Consider the following 18,479-nt stretch of genomic DNA (forward strand, 5'->3'; position numbering starts at 1 on the left):
AAAAAAAATTATTTTTTCTTCTGTGACAGATATTTATCTGCTTCGGCAATAGCCTGATATGCATTCACAACACCACCTGTAACACTGATTTCATCCAGATATACTTTTTTCTTGCGTCCGTCTTCAGTTTTAATAGATACTTTTTTATCCACTTTAACAACAGATTTCATGATAATATCTTTTGTTTCTTTAGCCGTCAACTGCGGATAATAGGAGCGAATCATAGCAGCAAGACCTGCCACTACCGGTGAAGCCATGCTTGTACCTTGCTGCTCTTTGTATAGAGATCCCGGCATAGTAGAATTGATTTTTACTCCGGGAGCAAATACATCTACTGTCTTGTATCCGTAATTGGAAAAATCGGCTACCAGATTGTCATCCTGATAAAGTCCGCTTGCACCTACTGTGATCCAGGCATCTGCTTCCCCCTGAATGGCATCCAGGCTATCCGTATAGTATTTTGTCGGAAAATTTTTGTGAATATCTACATCCTGGCCATCGTTACCGGCAGCGTGTACTAACAATACATCTTTAGAGATTGCAAATTTAACTGCGTCATCCACCGCTTTTTTGTTGTAAGCATAACTTTTTCCAAAGCTCATATTGATGACCTTAGCGCCATTCTCAGCTGCATAACGGATCGCATTTGCTACATCTTTATCGCGCTCATCACCATTTGGTACTGTTCGTACAGCCATTATTCTCACCTGATCTGCTACACCATTAATACCTATATTGTTATTGCGTTTTGCTCCGATGATACCGGCTACATGTGTTCCATGCTCCGCATCAGGTCCTGTAACATCTGCATTTCCATAATATCGCTCTGTAGCATCTTCATAATTATCACCAATGATATGACGTGGATCAAACTCTTTGTTCAGGTGATATTTGACCTGATCTCCATAATAAGTTGCAGCCTCTCCCAATTGACTGTAAAATTTGGATATTGATCCTTTTTCTTCCTGAATACCTCTTTTAGCAATACGCAAAGCCATTTTTTCCTGATCATTGGCAGGGGAATACGCTTCTATATCTGCTAATGTCAATGCATTGGTGTCCTTTCCTATTTTTTTGAAGATAATCTCTAACTGCTCTTTCAGTTTGACATAATTCAATTCGCCCATTTGTGCTTCTTCCAGTTTATTTGCATATTCGCTTACCATCCCCTGATAAGCTACAAATTCTCTTCTTTCAGCCGCAGTTAAAGGAGTACTTGGCAATACGGAAATATATTTAGGCTCATACTTACGGATCATACGAGTCAATTCCAGATTATCATGGTTGACATTTTCTCCGTTTGCATTTCCGATAAAGTTCCAACCATATTTATCATTGATATAGCCGTTTTTATCATTGTCTTTACCGTTATCATTATTGTCTTTGGGGTTGATCCAGAGTACATCTTTAAGGTCTTCATGCTTGACATCCACACCTCCGTCTATAACAGCTACAATGACCGGAGTAGCTTTTCTTCCTTTCAATAATGTCTGATAGGCCTTTTCTGTGCTGATTCCCATTACGCCATCCTGTTGGAAATCAAGGTTGAACCAGTTGGGGGGTGTCTTTTGATCCTTTTGCGCAAACGAAAGAACCGGTAATGTACCAAAAGCTAATATAATAGCTAATTTTTTTAATCTCATAGTCGCTTATAAACGTTATTTCTTAATTAATGATCTATAAACAAATATAGGGCAATAATCTGAAGCAAATTGTTAATTTTTTCTAAATCGGTAAAACTTTTCGGTTATCTTTAGTGAGTTTTCATTTTATGGGTTTCAACGGCCTGTATTTTGTCAAAATACTAATTTCAAAACTCTATTTATGATGAGAAAAATTACCATATGGATAGGAGCTTTAGTCTTGCTATCCTCTTGTTCTTCAAATAACAATATGTCAGAAAACAAACCATTAAAATGGCCGGATGTAGCTGCTCCGGTCGCTGCTGTCAAACCGCACCAACGGGTCATTCATGGAGACACCGTTACAGACAATTACTATTGGATGATCGATTATTTTAAAAAGGGACCGGATTCTTCAAATGTTGTCAGTTATCTTGAGGCTGAAAATGCTTATACTACTGCGATAATGAAGCAGACAGAGCCTTTTCAGCAACGCTTATTTGATGAATTGAAAAGCCGGATTAAAGAAACCGATGAATCTGTTCCGTACTTTAAAAACGGATATTATTATTATACACGTACATTAGAAGGGCAGCAATATTATAAATACTGCCGTAAAAAAGGTAGTCTGGATGCTCCTGAAGAGATACTGTTGGATGTAGATGCAATGGCTAAAGGTCATGCTTACTATGCTGTAAGTGGTTTATCGGTGAGTCCGGATAATAAATTATTGGCTTATGGTGTAGATACGGTGTCACGTCGTGAATATATTGTACATGTAAAAAACCTGGAGACCGGAAAGATCATGAGCGACAGGATTTCCCGTACAAGTGGTGGCACAACCTGGGCTAATGATAATAAGACGTTGTTTTATACAGCTAAAAACCCGGTCACATTGCTCAGTGAGAAAATAAAAAGACATACGCTGGGCACAGATGAGAAAAATGATGTCACTGTATATCATGAAAAAGATAACACCAATTACATTGGTGTGAGCAAGTCCAAAAACGGAAAATATATAATGATCTATACCGGAGGAACATTATCTTCAGAAGAATATATTCTGAATGCTGATGATCCCAACGGAACATTTAAAATTTTTCAGCCACGTATTAAAGATGTACTCTATTCTGTGACTGCTTTGGAAGACAGGTTTCTGATCGTTACCAATGATAATGCTAAGAATTTTAAAGTTATGGAATGTCCGCTGGACAAAACCGGAAAAGAAAACTGGAAAGAGATGATCCCTCACCGTGCAGATGTGATGGTAAGTGACATTGATGAGTTCAAAGATTTTCTGGTGATTTCCGAGCGTAAAAACGGGCTGACGCAATTAGCTGTACGGAATCTGAAAGATGGTAAACAGCATTATCTGGATTTTGGTGAGGCAGCATATACAGTATCTCCAAGTACGAATGTTGAGTACAATCTGAGTACGGTACGTTACGGATATACATCATTGGTGACTCCTTCTTCTACCTATGAGTATAATATGGAGACACATGAAAAGAAATTACTGAAACAACAACCGGTATTAGGCGGATATGATGCGGGCAACTATGTCACTGAGCGTATTTTTGCAAAAGCAAAAGATGGTACATCCGTACCTATGTCTATCGTATACAAGAAAGGTTTCAAAAAAGATGGTCAATCGCCACTTCTGCTCTATGCCTATGGTTCCTACGGAGCATCTACGGATCCGAGTTTTTCATCTACAAGATTGAGTTTGCTTGATCGCGGATTTGTATATGCCATCGCTCACATCAGAGGAGGAGAAGAGATGGGCCGTCAGTGGTATGAAGACGGTAAAATGATGAAAAAGAAAAATACCTTTACCGATTTTATCGATTGTGGAGAATATCTGATCGATCAGAAATATACAAGTAAAGGTCACCTGTATGCTAAAGGAGGTAGTGCAGGAGGATTGTTGATGGGAGCTGTGGTAAATATGGCACCGGATCTTTGGAATGGTGTAATTGCTAATGTTCCGTTTGTCGATGTAGTGAATACCATGCTGGATGAAACGATTCCTTTAACAACAAATGAATACGATGAATGGGGAAATCCGAATACAAAAGCTGCATATGAATATATGAAAAGTTATTCTCCATATGAAAATATTGAAAAGAAGGATTACCCTAATATGCTCGTGACAACAGGACTTCATGATAGTCAGGTACAGTATTTCGAACCTGCGAAATGGGTGGCAAAACTAAGAGCAACCAAGACGGATAAAAATATACTGTTGCTAAAGACGGATATGGACTATGGTCATGGAGGTGCATCCGGAAGATTTGATTACCTCAAGGAGGTGGCACTGGAAGACGCATTCCTCTTTGCTTTGGAAGGTATCACCAAATAGCATTACAAAATAAGGGCAACCAGTTGGTTGCCCTTTATTATTTTAAAAATACCGTTAGCCTATTTATTATGCAGGCTGTCCAGTTTTTCTTCCCGTTCGATCTCCCGGGAATCCAGTTGGTGCTGACGGTAATTGTCTATAGCTACTTTACTGGCTTTTTGAGAAACTATAATGCCGATAATAGCAATAATCGTTACTATCGATATCCCCCAGACGTATTTCTTCTTGTCTTGTTTGACAAGCCAATACATACAAAAGATATAAGGTACTGCGAAAAACAGATAAAAGATAATGCTGGGCGTATCCATATAAACTAAATTTAAGGTGTATTGCACCTGTTTGCAGATGCAAAATTATCGAAAAATAAGCATTTAAAAAATTTTACGTTTGCTGTCGCCAGATGATGACCTGTTACTGACATGTAGCTTTCTTATCCTATTTACAAAATCATAATGCTACGATTGCAATTTGTACATGTAAAAATTTCAATTTTAGAATATGGAGAAGTCAGAAGGAGGGGGCGGTATGGTATTGGAAATCAATATATTCTTTGAAAATCATAATTCAGTAAGGTTTTGAATTTTTTTCAAAAAAACGATGCGTTTATTGCATAAAAGAAAAAAATAATTTTATACATTTGCGCAGTCAATAACAAAGACATTTTTTCATTGCATATGAACAGTAAAAAAACAATAGCTCAATCGTATTTACAACCTTTCGAAAGGTTTGTGAGCAGGTTGGTTTATGCTTTTTTATATATGGAATGTCCTGTTATTCGCTTCCGACGACCTATACTGCCTCGAGCTTGATAAAGAGGCAGGCTACTTCCAACAAATAAAAGGTTCTTCCTGCTCGAAGATCCGGGTTTCAATTTTTTTTGTTTATTTACTGACAAAACTAACATTTAGTTGTTGTTTTATTATTTGGGGTCGTTTCATTCATGACAATTTCAGATTTTTTAATTATTCCGGCCAAACCAGAACATACGCACTATGCAGAGATCATATGTGATGAAATGTTCGAATCTGCGAAAGCTCGCGGTACTGGTATTGCACGTCGTAAACCGGAGTATGTGGCGAACAAGATGACGGAGGGTAAAGCTGTAATTGCATTGCATAGAGATGGCAGATGGGCTGGCTTCTGTTATATTGAGACATGGAGCCATGGTGACTATGTCGCTAATTCAGGTCTTATTGTTAATCCTGAATTTCGTAAAGTCGGACTGGCCAAAGCAATCAAAAAGCGTGTCTTTGAATTGTCCCGTGAAAAATATCCGCATGCCAAGATTTTTGGTCTTACAACAGGACTGGCCGTAATGAAGATCAATTCGGACTTGGGGTATGAGCCTGTGACCTATTCTGAACTCACAACAGATGATGAATTCTGGAAGGGATGTCAAAGCTGTGTGAACTATGATATACTGGTTAGTAAAGAACGCAAAAACTGTATGTGTACAGCTATGCTGTGGGACCCGGTCGAGAAAGAACGGGAGTTGAAAGAAAAGATACAGCGTAAAATGGAAGCGAAAGAACGTTTGGATCGTATTGCCAAAAAGCAATCACTATTGAAACGTATTGAAGCAAAATTGTGGAAATCCACAAAAAAAATGGTGATGGCGGTTTTTCCATATCATCGTAAACCTGCAAAAGGATTTTAATTTTTATATTATTGTTGTACATCTTCACGTTGAAGAATAGACAGTATATAATTTCAACAATAATGAAAATGAGATTTAAGTACTTCTGACTGTGGTCAAAAGAAGCCTTTTATCAAAATTTCATATATAATAAAAAGTAAAAAGGACACATGAAAAAAGTAGTTTTAGCATTTAGCGGAGGATTGGATACGTCATTTTGTTGTATCTATCTAACCCGGGATTTAGGTTTGGAAGTTCACTCTGTTATCGTGAATACAGGTGGTTTTTCGACTGAAGAGTTGGCGACAATTGAGAAGCGCGCATACGAATTAGGCGTTAAATCACACGCAGTAGTGGATGAAACAGAAAACTACTACCGTGACAGTATCAAATATCTGATCTTCGGTAATGTATTGAAAAATGCTACTTACCCTTTATCCGTTTCTGCAGAACGTGTGTGTCAGGCTACAGCAATTGCTAATTACGCTAAAAAAATAGGAGCAGAATGTGTAGCTCATGGTTCTACTGGAGCAGGTAATGATCAGGTACGTTTTGATATGATCTTTAATACCCTGATTCCTGGTGTGGAGATTATTACGCCTATCCGTGATCTTAAACTGAGCCGCGAAGCGGAAATCGAATACCTGAGCAAACATGGAGTGGAATATTCTGCTGAGAAAGCTAAATATTCTATCAATAAAGGGATCTGGGGTACTTCTGTGGGTGGAGCAGAGACATTGACTTCCAATCAATATCTACCAGATTCAGCATGGCCTACTCCGGTTACTTCATCTACCCCACGTCAGGTAACTATCGACTTTGAAAACGGTGAGCCTGTAGCATTGGATGGTAACAAGATCGGTGCTGTACGTGTTATTCAGGAACTTCAGGCTATTGCACAGCCATACGGTATTGGCCGTGATATTCACGTAGGAGATACAATCATCGGTATCAAGGGACGAGTTGGATTTGAAGCAGCAGCCCCTGTGATTCTGATCAAAGCTCACCATACTTTAGAAAAACACACGTTAACAAAATGGCAACTGGCATGGAAAGACCAGATCGCAGGTTTCTACGGCAATTATATGCACGAAGGGCAGATGCACGATCCTGTGATGCGTGATATCGAAGCGTTCCTTGCAAGTTCACAATCTACAGTTAACGGTCGCGTATACGTAGAATTAAATCCTTACCGTTTTACAATTCTGGGAATAGATTCTCCGAATGACCTGATGTCTAACAAATTCGGAACATACGGTGAGATGAACAATGGATGGACAGGAGATGATGTAAAGGGTTTCTCTAAGATTTTCGGGAATCAGACATTGATCTGGCATAAAGTGAATGCTAAATAAGAAAGCATAATACGTTAACGCGATACAGAAGTCTGTCGCAATACAAATGAAAGAATGGAAAAGATTAAAGTAGGAATTGTAGGATCTGCAGGATATACAGGAGGAGAACTTCTTCGGGTATTGATCTATCACCCCGATGTGGAGATCGTATTTGCGCAAAGTGCTTCTAACTCCGGAAATAAAATTTACGATGTACACAATGACCTGTTCGGAGATACCGAACTCACTTTTTCTTCAGACATCTGTGATGATATAGATGTTCTGTTCTTATGTGTCGGACATGGTGATGCACGCAAATTCCTGGAAGCCAATATTATTGCAGAACATGTGCGTATTATTGATTTGTCACAGGACTACCGTCTCCGTGCAAATACAGACTATCAGCAAAAACAATTTATATACGGGTTGCCTGAATTAAACAGAGATCTGATCAAAACAGCTCAATATATTGCTAATCCGGGCTGTTTTGCTACCAATATCCAACTGGCATTATTACCATTGGCAGAGCAGGGATTACTTCCTGATCAGATCCATATCAATGCTACGACAGGATCCACGGGTGCAGGACAAAAACCAGGTGCAACGACTCATTTCTCCTGGCGCAATAATAACTTGTCAGCGTATAAATCCTTTGAGCACCAGCATCTGCAGGAGATTTCCGAATCACTCGATCAGCTGCAAAACGGATTCTTACCAATTTCCGAAAAAACATTGTTAGATCGGGCTGCAGAAAGAATCAATTTCGTTCCGCAAAGAGGTGATTTTACAAGAGGTATTTTCTCGGCTATATATGTTGACGCTGATCTTACTGAAGAAGAGGTATATAAGTTGTACGAATTGTATTATGCCGGTCATCCGTTTACACATGTAAGCCGTGCAAATGTAGATCTTAAGCAAGTTGTCAATACAAATAAAAGTATTATTCACCTTGAAAAACACGGGAATAAGCTACTCATTCTTAATGCAACGGATAATCTCTTAAAAGGAGCTTCCGGACAGGCTGTTCAGAATATGAATCTGATGTTTGGACTGGATGAACGAGCCGGTCTCCGATTGAAAAGTGTAGGATTCTAATTATTGTCAAACCTATAGATATAGAAGAGCGTCTGGTGTATACCAGACGCTTTTTTTATATAACACCATTTTTAGTTTCATAATAAATCTTAATTTTCCTTGTAGTAAAATGGATTCTACGAGTATGTTTTATCGATAGCGTTACCGATAACGCTACCGGTGTTTTATTTGTCTGTTTAGTCGTTTTTATAGCAAACATCCTCTTTCTTTGAATATCAGATAGCGCTAGCTATTGGAAATATTCACCCAAATTAATAAACAGATTATGATACAATGTAAACCATTTAGCTTTGTATTCTTGTTAGGATTATTGCTGTTTTTTTTCTTGTCAGGCACTTCAGATGTGGTGGCTCAGGAAAATGATATGCAGATAAAGGGAGTGGTCAAAGACGCTTCTACTCAGTCCGTAATTGCAGGAGTATTAGTTAGCAACCCGAAAACCAAACAGCAGACCAGCACAGATGCTTCCGGTGCTTTCAGCATCAGGGCGAATGTCGGAGATGTGCTCAGATTCTCCTTTCTTGGCTACGAACAGGTCAATGTCTCTGTTACAGCAACAAAATCTATAGAAGTCGCTATGAAAGCGAGCAATTCTATGATAGAAGAAGTCGTCGTGACAGCCTTAGGCATAAAACGTGACGTCAAATCTCTGACTTATGCTACTCAGCAACTGTCAGGATCCGCAGTAAATGATGTGCGTGATAATAGTGGTAACGTTATGAGCAGCCTTACGGGGAAGGTTGCAGGTGCCGTTGTCACTACAGCAGCCACAGGGCCGGGAGCTTCGGCTCGGGTGGTTCTTCGGGGTAATAAATCTATAAGCGGTAATAATAATGCGCTGATCGTGGTCGATGGGGTTGTTTTTGATAACTCCAGCCAGCAGCAGGCTACCGGAACTACTTATAATTATGGCACAAGTGATGGAGCTGCCAATATCAATCCGGACGATATCGAATCCATTAATATTCTTAAAGGACCTTCTGCAGCAGCCTTGTATGGTAGTCGCGGAGCGAATGGCGCTATCGTCATTACGACAAAGCGCGGAACTGCAGGACGTTACCAGATTGATTACAACGGAAGTGCTTCTTTTGACCAGGTTAATATGCTCACCAAATTTCAAAATACCTACGGAAGAGGAAATGGAGGCGTATATGCCGACAACGCTGCAGAGAGCTGGGGTACAAAAGCACAGACTTACCAAAATAATGTTGGAGACTTTTTCGAAAACTCTGCGACTTTCAATAATACGGTCAGTACCTATGGCGGAACTGAAAAGGTACAGGGATACGTGTCCTATTCTAACAGTAAGATCGGAGGAATTGTTCCCGGCAATAAGTTGGGAAAGAATGCGCTGAATCTGAGAGTCAATACAGAACTGATCCCAGGATTGAAAACAGATGTAAAACTGAATTATCTTAATCAAAAAATAGATAACAGACCTCGTCTTGGCGATGCAGGCACACCTATCGAAGCCTATATTATGCCTCGGGATATGACATCCGATGAACTTGGACAGTACGAAACCATCAATCCGGCGAATGGCCAGCCTATCCGTAAGTACTGGACGAATTCTTCTATTTATGACAATCCGTACTGGAGTACAAACCGCACTTCGGTAGACGAACAGCGGGATCGTATCACCGCTCTAGGTTCGGTGACCTACGAGTTTACAGATCGTATCCGCTTAATGGGAAGAGCTAGTTTTGACAAATATATCGATAAGACCTATGGTAAATTCTATGATGGTACAGTTTCATTAGGAGATGTACGTAAGGGGGGTAAATATTATGAAACCAACGCCAGATACTGGGAGAGAAATCTGGATGTACTCCTTACAGGTGACCAGGATTTATCAGAACAGATTAAACTTAATTTTACAGCAGGAGCAAGTGCACTGACGCGTAAATATTCCATAACACAGGATATGGCTAATGGCTTGTCTATTCCAAATCACTTTTCTCTGACTGCTGCGACCACACCTGAATTTCCGATAGTACAGGATTATGAAAGAAGACTCAACTCTGTATACGGAAGTCTGCAGTTTGGATTTTTTGATTACCTGTTTCTGGATATGACTGCACGTAACGACTGGTCCTCTACATTAAAAGCTCCACATAGTTATTTCTATCCTTCTGTAGGGGTTTCAGCGGTATTTCATGAGGCTCTTAAATTGCCGCAATGGGTAACTTTCGGGAAGGTCAGAGGATCTTACACCATTGTTGGTAATGATGCAGAACCTTCTTTACTGAGACAATTATACCTCTTCTCACAAGGAGCTGGGCAAGGGTTTATTTCGCGCTCACCAAATAAATCTATTGAAGACCTTAAGCCGGAAAAAACGAAGTCTCTGGAAGTGGGGCTGGATATGAAATTCTTTGACAATCGTTTAGGATTTGACTTTACCTACTATAAAGCGAATACAATTAATCAATTGTTATTTATAGGAATGCCTATGGCCAGTGGATTTAGTCGTCAGTATATTAATGCCGGAGACATCCGCAATAGTGGTATGGAGTTGCAACTGAATGCGACGCCTGTGCGTAAAGAAAATTTCTCCTGGGAGACAGGAATTAACTTTTCTGCCAATACTAATAAGGTGATCGAACTGAGCGAAAAGACAAAGCAGGTAAATGTCACTGATAATACCAAGTATGCAACAGTTGTAGTTAAAGAAGGGGAACGTTATGGCGACCTGTACGGACATAAATGGAAAGTGGACGCTGCTACAGGAAAGTATGTCGTAGGTGCTAATGGTCTTCCGATCGTAGAAGCCAATAAAAAATTAGGCAATTTTAATCCGGATGCTTTAGTAGGATGGAGCAACAGTTTCAGTTATAAAAACTTTCAGCTGAATGCACTTATTGATGCGAGGATCGGAGGAGAAATTGTCTCCGGTACGGCTGCTTATCTTGCTGCTTTCGGAGTAGGCGATTTTACAGAAACCGGTCGCGAAGGTGGATTAGTGCTGGATGCCGTAACAGAAACCGGCGCAGCTAATACCACAGCTATCACTGCACAACAACTTTGGACTACGGTATCTCAGAATGGACGTGACGCATGGGGCGAGTTTTTCACCTATGATATGACTAATGTCCGTTTACGTGAATTAGCACTCTCCTATAAATTCAAATTGAAAGAGCAACATTTTATTAAAAATGCACAAGTATCCGTAACAGGTAGAAACTTGTTCTTTTTCTACCGCGGTAAATCTACGCTCAATATCCCGGGAATCGGAAAACGAAATAATCCGATAGATCCGGAAGCAGCATTGGGAGCCGGAAATTATCAAGGTGTTGAACTGGGACTTCCACCATCGGTAAGAACGTTTGGAATGAATGTAAAACTGACTTTTTAAAGAGAGAATATCATGATAAAGAGAATGTATAAAATATATGTACTGGTAGCCTTAGGTTTGGCTTCATGTACAAAAGATTTTGTGGATATTAATAAAGATCCCAACAAGCTGACAGAAGTAGGACAACGCGAAATGCCTTTTATGTTTGCAAAGGCGCAGTCTTCTTCGGCACTTAACAGAAGTTTCTATCAAACGGTACAGAATCTGGGGGCCGATTTATATGCCCAGTATTTTGCACTGACAAGTACATCCTTTGCTACAGACCGCTATGCATTGGTGCCGGATTGGCAAAGACGATTCTGGACTGTTGTATATGTTGATACTGCTCCGCAGTTAAAAAGTATACTAAGTAATGCGGAACCAAATTCGGGAGAAGCTGCTTTGGCGAATATCCTGTGGGTTTATGCATTTCACAGGCTGACAGACCACTTTGGACCTGTTCCGTATTTTGATGCTGCAGAAGCAAAGGATGTAATTCCATATGATCCTATGGACAAAATCTATGATGATTTCTTCGTTCGGCTGACGAAGTCGGTCGCAGATTTAAAAGCTTTGCCCCCTGGGACTAAAATCTTTGAAGGATATGAACTTATGTATAATGGTAATATAGATTATTGGGCCAAGTTTGCAAATTCACTTCGGTTGCGTCTGGCATTACGTATCTCCAAAGTCAATCCGACAAAAGCTAAGGCAGAAGCAGAGGCTGCTATTGCGGCAGGAGTCATGACCGTCAATGACGAAAATGCTTTACTGCTGAAAGCACTCGCAGGTAACGATACAAATGGTTTGTCGCAAGTAGCTGCATGGAATGAATTTGCCATGAGTTCTACCATAGCTTCCTACCTTAAAGGATACGAAGATCCGCGATTGTCTATATATTTCCAGCCGTCAGTGCTTAGCAATTCATTTAATAGTCTTCGTAATGGCCTCACAGCAACAGATCTGGGTAACCAGCGAAACAGACCCGGCTCCAATTCTAATGTCGGAACGTACTGGGCAACCAAAAAGACGGATGGTACTTTTGATGGAAATCTGGTCAACAAATTTCACATTATGTGTGCCGCAGAGTCTTATTTTCTTCGGTCAGAAGGAGCTTTGAATGGCTGGAATATGGGAGGAACAGCACAGGAGTTATATGAACAGGGAATAAAACTTAGTCTTCAGCAATGGGGGGTAACGGATGCGACGCTGATCAATACTTATGTGTCTTCTGTAAAAACACCTGCAGCTCCGGGAGACTTTAATAATTCTCCTGCTGTTGCGCAGACTCCGGTAAAATGGTCTGCAGGTGCAACGGAACAACGGGAGCAGATTGGTGTACAGAAGTGGCTGGCTATCTTTCCTAATGGTATGGAAGCATGGGCGGAATACAGAAGAACAGGATACCCGAAAATGTATGATGTCGTGAAATCCGATAGCCCCGATCTGCCTCAAGGGACATTTATTAAACGGATGCCTTATCCATTAACAGAAGAAACCAGTAATCTGGAGGAACTGAATAAAGGCCGGGCACTACTGGGAGGAAAAGATAATGCTGCAACAAGATTATGGTGGGATGTAGATTAAGTACAGGCCGTATAATGAAACCCTGTTTTATTGTTTTTATGATAATGTTATTTTCAATGCATACACGAGCTCAAAATTCAATTCCCCGTTTGTTTGAATCCGAAAATATACCTGACCCTGTCGCTTTGCCATTGACAAGCAAAGCTGCAGAACTGGCTTGTAGACATTGGAGCAGACCGCCGTTGGAAAGAGAAGATGTAATTCGTATCATCCGGGAAAATACCAATTTCAGGAATCACGAAAACAAAAATGTAAGTTACAAGATTGTAAACTCGCTGGAACGTCCGGGATTTACAATACATACTATCCTGTTTGAGAGCAGGGAAGGCGTTTGGGTGCCGGCAAGTCTGTATGTTCCGAAAGGAGAGGGGCCATTTCCTGCAGTTATTAATAGCCACGGACACTGGAAGGATGGAAGGCGTACAGATATAGCGCAGCAAACTGCCCAGTTACTGGCAAATAATGGATATGTATGCCTTAACATGGATGCCTGGGGTGCCGGCGAGCGGGGTTCGGAACATACACATGAATACCACGGTTCCAATCTCGGAGCCTCTTTGATGAATGTCGGAGAGACCCTGTTAGGGTTACAATTGTCGGATAACAGGAGAGGAGTAGATCTGTTATGTACGCTTCCTTATGTTGATCCAAATCATATTGGTGCAACAGGAGCGAGTGGCGGAGGTAATCAGACGATGTGGTTGGCTGCAACGGATGATCGTATCAAGGCAGTAGTTCCTGTAGTGAGTGTGGGTACATTCAGGGCATATGTCATGAACAGTAACTGTGTGTGTGAATTAATGCCGGACGGGCTCACTCAATTAGAAGAAAGTGACGTACTGGCTGCGGTGGCACCACGTGCATTGAAGATGCTTACCGCCATTCAGGATGGGAATGCAGCCTTTGCTCCGCTGCAAATGTTAAAAACCTATAAACAAATCGTAGGTCGTTTTTCTGAAAAACAGTTTGCATATGAATTGTTTAATTCCGGACATGATTATAATACGGATATGCAGAGGAGTATGTTAAACTGGTTTGATACACACCTCAAAACCAATACGACAAAACAGCAGGATCTTACTGTTGCACCACTTGTGCCTGTTGAGGACTTATCAGTATTCAAAGGAGATAAAGCACTGCCTTCTATTGTGACGACCAAAGATTATATCAGGATAGCCGGACAAAATTTGCGGAAACAACTAGAGAATGAAGCGCCTATCGATCGGAAAGAAAAACAGACAGAGCTCGAGAGGCTGTTGTATCCTGGACAAAGAGATAGTATCATAAAGAGATATGCGTATAACGCAAACAAAGGGTGGCATCCTCTTCTGTTGGAAACCCGTCATGAGCAGTTTATTCCACTTTTATACCGCCTTCCAAAAAATCAGAGTAAAGGATTTAAACTGATTATATCTTCAAAAGGAAAACAAGAGATTGATGCTGTGCAACTGACTACGCTCGAACAGCATGGGTATGGTATTATTGTCTTTGATCTCTATGCTGTTGGTGAAAGATCCTCAGATACCGGTGATCATATTGACGGACAATTACCCCGTTTTCATACTGTTTCACGTGCATCGCTCTGGTTTGGAGAACCGATGATGGGTATATGGAGCAACGAGATTGCTATGGTTATTCAAGAGATACAACAACGTTTTCCGGATCAGCCGCTATCTATTCTGGCGGATAAGGAGGCGGCATTGGCCACACTTTATTACACCGCATTAGCCGGACAGACTTATCCGGTAGAGCTGAATGAAGTACCTCTTAGTTATGTATGGGATGAAGGGAAAAGTACAGATGCATTTAATATGGCTGTGCATGTTCCCGGTATCGTTTCATGGGGAGATTTGCCGATGCTGTTAGCGTTGAGCAATTCACAAATTCACCTTTCAAATGTAGTTTCCATTACGGGTGAGAAACTGAGCAATAGCGGTTGGGAAACATACAATTCCTGGTTGAAGACCCTTAAACATAAATTAAATACGAACGGAAAAATTTTACGAAACTAACAACACAGATATGGGTACAGATAGAAGATCATTTTTGAAATTATCAGGATTGGCGGGAGTCGGCTTGCTCAGTGGCTGTAGTACCGGGACTAACCAGGCTACAGAAGCAGATAGTAAACTCGGACATATTCTTAAAGAAGCAGAGAAGGAATATAGCTCCGGATTTAATATGTCCGGATATGCGGCTCCCCGACTTGAGGTCGTGAATATTGGATTTATAGGTGTCGGAAACCGAGGGTCAGCTGCTGTGGAACGTATGAGTTATATCGAAGGTGTCTCGATAAAAGGTATATGCGACGTACGAACCGAAAAGGCAAATGAAGCCAAAGCCCGAATAAAAGCCGGCAATCATGAAGCTAAGATATACAGCGGATCGGATGAAGCCTGGAAAGAAATGTGTCAGCGGGAAGATATATCTCTTGTTTATATCGCTACACACTGGGCTACACATGCTGAAATGGCTGTATACGCTATGGAACATGGTAAACACGTCGCTCTGGAAATTCCGTCTGCAACTTCGGTTGAAGATTGCTGGAAGCTAGTGATGACATCTGAAAAAACAAAACAACACTGCGTTATTCTGGAAAACTGTTGCTACGACTTTTTTGAGTTGCTTACGCTTAACCTTGCCCGTCAGGGCTTCTTTGGGGATATTGTACATTGTGAAGGTGCTTATATTCATGATATTCTGGATAGTTTTTTTGATGAGAAGAAACGCTATGATTTTTGGAGATTAAAGGAGAATGCACAGCGCAACGGAAACCTGTATCCCACCCACGGACTGGGACCGGTTTGTCAGGTACTAAAAGTGAATCGCGGAAACCGGCTTGAATACATGAGTTCGATGTCTTCCAAAGATTTTATGCTGGAAGCGAAAGCCGAAGAGATGGCGAAGACTGATCCCCGTTTTAAAGCTTATGTAGGCAAGCCTTTTCGGGGCAACATGAATATATCCAATATAATGACAGCTTCGGGAAGTACGATTATGCTGCAGCATGATGTTTCCACACCAAGACCCTATTCCCGTCTGCACCTGATTAGCGGGACTAAAGCATTTGCACAGAAATATCCCTTGCCAGGTAAAATAGCCGTAGGACATGAGGATTTTATGGGTGAAGCTGAAATGAAAAAGCTGGAAGATACACATACACCCGGACTGGTTAAGAAAATCGGAGAACTGGCAAAAAAAATAGGAGGACATGGAGGCATGGACTTTATGATGGATTGGCGACTGATCGATTGTCTCAGAAACGGACTTCCAATGGATATGGATGTCTATGATGCGGCAGCATGGAGTGTAATAGGCCCCCTAAGCGAATGGTCTGTTGCCAATGGCTCAAAACCTATTATAATACCTGACTTTACAAGAGGAAACTGGAAAAAGAATAAGGTACATGATATTGATCTGCATACTGGCGGAACAACTGGAGTATTAAATAACTAAACACATATAGAAGGAGTAATTGTGAAAATTGAAAAACTAGAAAATCATCAGGATTTGGGCAAACGCGCAGGTCAGATCGGAGCTGAAGCCATTAGACAAGCTATTCGTAAACAAGGATATGCAAACATTATTTTAGCAACAGGACAAAGTCAGTTTGAGACCATTCAGGAACTGGTCAGGGCGGAAGACTTGGATTGGTCCAAAGTGAGAATGTTTCATCTGGATGAATATATCGGATTACCTGTAACACATCTGGCAAGTTTTAGAAAATACCTCACAGAGAGATTTGTGAATCATGTGCCGGCTCTTGCTGAGGTGGTGCTGATTGATGGAGAGGTTGTGCCGGTGGAAGAGGAGTGTCAGCGACTGGCCCGGAAAATCCTGGATAACCCTATTGATGTCGCATTTGTAGGAATTGGAGAGAACGGACATCTTGCATTTAATGATCCTCCTGCGGATTTTGAAGAAACATCACCATACATTGTCGTCAATCTGGATAAACAATGCCGGCAACAGCAATTGGGAGAAGGGTGGTTTCCTTCTCTGGATGATGTGCCTTTGCAGGCAATAAGTATGTCTATCAGACAGATTATGAAATCAAAGAAGATTATCTGTGCTGTGCCGGATAGCCGAAAAGCACAGGCTGTGAAAAATTGTCTGAGCGGAGAGGTATCCAATATGCATCCGGCGAGTATCTTGCAGCAGCATCCGGATTGTACTTGTTTTGTGGATAGTGGGTCAGGAGCGTTATTGCCATAAACAGGAACTTATGACAAATAAACCCCTTAATAAAAGAGATACAGCTATTTCGGTTGGCATAATAGGGATGATGTTTTTCATCTTCGGATTTGTGTCCTGGATAAATGCGATACTGATTCCTTATTTTAAAATTGCCTGTGAACTGACTAATTTTGAGTCTTATCTGGTTGCGTTTGCCTTTTATATTTCCTATCTGGTTATGTCTTTACCTTCTTCTTTTTTGCTTAAGAAAATAGGATTTAAAAAGGGAATTATGGTTGGATTCTGGACAATGGCATTAGGTGCATTCATATTTGTGCCAGCAGCATACAGCAGAGCTTATCCTGTGTTTTTACTGGGATTATTCACGTTAGGAGCTGGTCTTGCCATTTTACAAACAGTCGCTAATTTGTATATCACCGTTGTCGGCAATAAGGAACGTGCGGCACAACGCATAAGCATTATGGGTATATGTAATAAAGGAGCAGGTATACTTGCTCCTTTAGCGTTTTCAGCTGCCATATTGCGTCCTACAGATAGTGAACTCTTCCGGCAGATTCCACTGATGAATGATCTTGTCCGGGCGACAGTGCTGGACGAACTGATCATGCGTGTAGTCATACCTTATACAATAGTTGCCTGTGTTCTTTTTATTATCGGAATAGTGGTACGTTACTCTCCTCTTCCTGAACTGACGCTGGAAGACGATACAGATAATAAAGCAGGGAAGAAAAATATTCTGCAATTTCCGCACCTTGTGTTAGGAGCAATCGCGATTTTTCTGCACGTAGGAACGCAGGTTATTGCTATTGATACAGTGATTAGCTATGCCGATACCATGGGGCTGACACTTATTGAAGCCAAAGTATTTCCTTCCTATACTCTTACAGCAACTATAGTAGGTTATCTTTTAGGAATTGTTGTTATCCCTAGGTTTATCAGCCAGCGTAATATGTTGAAGATTTGTACGCTGACAGGGCTACTGTTGTCTTTGTCTATACATCTTTTTCACGGTCAGGTAGATTGGCTGAATCACCATGTAGATATATCGATCTGGTTTGTTGTACTTATTGGCCTGCCAAATGCGTTGATATGGGCAGGAATATGGCCTCTGGCATTGGACGGACTTGGTAAATATGCTAAGGAAGGATCAGCATTACTGATTATGGGGTTATGCGGAAATGCCATTCTGCCTCTTATTTATGGGGCAGTTGCAGATGTAAGTAATGTACAGACAGCGTATGCTGTATTGATTCCATGCTTTTTATATTTAGTATTTTATGCTTTTATTGGACATAGAATCAAAAACTGGTAG

At 40.9% G+C, this 18,479-nt stretch carries 12 protein-coding genes; 10 read left to right on the top strand and 2 right to left on the bottom strand.

Annotated elements, in window-relative coordinates:
• Positions 1 to 8: 8 nt before the first annotated feature.
• The gene (locus B4B65_RS03300; protein ID WP_293913304.1) at positions 9 to 1,643 is read right to left on the bottom strand and encodes a S8 family serine peptidase; all 1,635 of its coding nucleotides are present in this window, start codon (positions 1,641 to 1,643) and stop codon (positions 9 to 11) included.
• A 181-nt stretch (positions 1,644 to 1,824) separates the two neighbouring features.
• Here B4B65_RS03300 and B4B65_RS03305 point away from each other — a divergent pair, with 181 nt between their 5' ends.
• Complete coding sequence (locus B4B65_RS03305; protein WP_293913306.1) at positions 1,825 to 3,984, top strand: S9 family peptidase; 2,160 nt, start codon at positions 1,825 to 1,827, stop codon at positions 3,982 to 3,984.
• Between the two features lie 59 nt (positions 3,985 to 4,043).
• On the opposite strand, the gene B4B65_RS03310 is transcribed toward B4B65_RS03305, so the two are convergent.
• Entirely contained in the window at positions 4,044 to 4,292 is a 249-nt protein-coding gene (locus tag B4B65_RS03310) for a hypothetical protein (RefSeq protein WP_002997325.1), read from the bottom strand.
• Positions 4,293 to 4,924: 632 nt separating this feature from the next.
• Here B4B65_RS03310 and B4B65_RS03315 point away from each other — a divergent pair.
• The 9 genes from B4B65_RS03315 (at position 4,925) to B4B65_RS03355 (ending at position 18,479) form a co-directional block, all read left to right on the top strand.
• Positions 4,925 to 5,641, top strand: a complete 717-nt coding sequence (locus B4B65_RS03315) for a GNAT family N-acetyltransferase (RefSeq protein WP_002997320.1) — start codon at positions 4,925 to 4,927, stop codon at positions 5,639 to 5,641.
• 149 nt (positions 5,642 to 5,790) lie between these two features.
• A complete protein-coding gene (argG, locus tag B4B65_RS03320; protein ID WP_201681465.1) occupies positions 5,791 to 6,975 on the top strand; it encodes an argininosuccinate synthase in 1,185 nt (394 codons plus the stop codon).
• Between the two features lie 54 nt (positions 6,976 to 7,029).
• Positions 7,030 to 8,049, top strand: a complete 1,020-nt coding sequence (argC, locus tag B4B65_RS03325) for an N-acetyl-gamma-glutamyl-phosphate reductase (protein ID WP_293913310.1) — start codon at positions 7,030 to 7,032, stop codon at positions 8,047 to 8,049.
• Positions 8,050 to 8,314: 265 nt separating this feature from the next.
• Positions 8,315 to 11,404, top strand: coding sequence for a SusC/RagA family TonB-linked outer membrane protein (locus tag B4B65_RS03330; protein ID WP_293913312.1), 3,090 nt, complete (start codon positions 8,315 to 8,317; stop codon positions 11,402 to 11,404).
• A gap of 12 nt (positions 11,405 to 11,416) precedes the next feature.
• Positions 11,417 to 12,970 (top strand): SusD/RagB family nutrient-binding outer membrane lipoprotein, encoded by a 1,554-nt coding sequence (locus B4B65_RS03335; RefSeq protein ID WP_293913314.1) that lies wholly within the window; start codon positions 11,417 to 11,419, stop codon positions 12,968 to 12,970.
• Between the two features lie 56 nt (positions 12,971 to 13,026).
• Positions 13,027 to 14,982 carry an alpha/beta hydrolase family protein gene (locus B4B65_RS03340; RefSeq protein ID WP_293913316.1) on the top strand — a complete coding sequence of 652 codons (1,956 nt, stop codon included), beginning with the start codon at positions 13,027 to 13,029 and terminating at the stop codon, positions 14,980 to 14,982.
• A 10-nt stretch (positions 14,983 to 14,992) separates the two neighbouring features.
• The gene (locus B4B65_RS03345) at positions 14,993 to 16,426 is read left to right on the top strand and encodes a Gfo/Idh/MocA family protein (protein WP_293913318.1); all 1,434 of its coding nucleotides are present in this window, start codon (positions 14,993 to 14,995) and stop codon (positions 16,424 to 16,426) included.
• Between the two features lie 21 nt (positions 16,427 to 16,447).
• Positions 16,448 to 17,185 (top strand): glucosamine-6-phosphate deaminase, encoded by a 738-nt coding sequence (locus tag B4B65_RS03350; RefSeq protein ID WP_293913320.1) that lies wholly within the window; start codon positions 16,448 to 16,450, stop codon positions 17,183 to 17,185.
• A gap of 10 nt (positions 17,186 to 17,195) precedes the next feature.
• Positions 17,196 to 18,479 (top strand): sugar MFS transporter, encoded by a 1,284-nt coding sequence (locus B4B65_RS03355; protein ID WP_293913322.1) that lies wholly within the window; start codon positions 17,196 to 17,198, stop codon positions 18,477 to 18,479.

This window comes from Sphingobacterium sp. UBA5789, assembly GCF_002418355.1.
Classification (GTDB): domain Bacteria; phylum Bacteroidota; class Bacteroidia; order Sphingobacteriales; family Sphingobacteriaceae; genus Sphingobacterium.

Excerpts from the sequence above, each read along its gene's own strand:
- B4B65_RS03305 (WP_293913306.1), top strand. The coding sequence starts at position 1,825 with ATGATGAGAAAAATTACCATATGGATAGGAGCTTTAGTCTTGCTATCC.
- argG (WP_201681465.1), top strand. The coding sequence starts at position 5,791 with ATGAAAAAAGTAGTTTTAGCATTTAGCGGAGGATTGGATACGTCATTT.
- B4B65_RS03330 (WP_293913312.1), top strand. The coding sequence starts at position 8,315 with ATGATACAATGTAAACCATTTAGCTTTGTATTCTTGTTAGGATTATTG.
- B4B65_RS03355 (WP_293913322.1), top strand. The coding sequence starts at position 17,196 with ATGACAAATAAACCCCTTAATAAAAGAGATACAGCTATTTCGGTTGGC.
- B4B65_RS03315 (WP_002997320.1), top strand. The coding sequence starts at position 4,925 with ATGACAATTTCAGATTTTTTAATTATTCCGGCCAAACCAGAACATACG.
- B4B65_RS03345 (WP_293913318.1), top strand. The coding sequence starts at position 14,993 with ATGGGTACAGATAGAAGATCATTTTTGAAATTATCAGGATTGGCGGGA.
- argC (WP_293913310.1), top strand. The coding sequence starts at position 7,030 with ATGGAAAAGATTAAAGTAGGAATTGTAGGATCTGCAGGATATACAGGA.
- B4B65_RS03335 (WP_293913314.1), top strand. The coding sequence starts at position 11,417 with ATGATAAAGAGAATGTATAAAATATATGTACTGGTAGCCTTAGGTTTG.
- B4B65_RS03310 (WP_002997325.1), bottom strand. The coding sequence starts at position 4,292 with ATGGATACGCCCAGCATTATCTTTTATCTGTTTTTCGCAGTACCTTAT.
- B4B65_RS03300 (WP_293913304.1), bottom strand. The coding sequence starts at position 1,643 with ATGAGATTAAAAAAATTAGCTATTATATTAGCTTTTGGTACATTACCG.
- B4B65_RS03340 (WP_293913316.1), top strand. The coding sequence starts at position 13,027 with ATGCATACACGAGCTCAAAATTCAATTCCCCGTTTGTTTGAATCCGAA.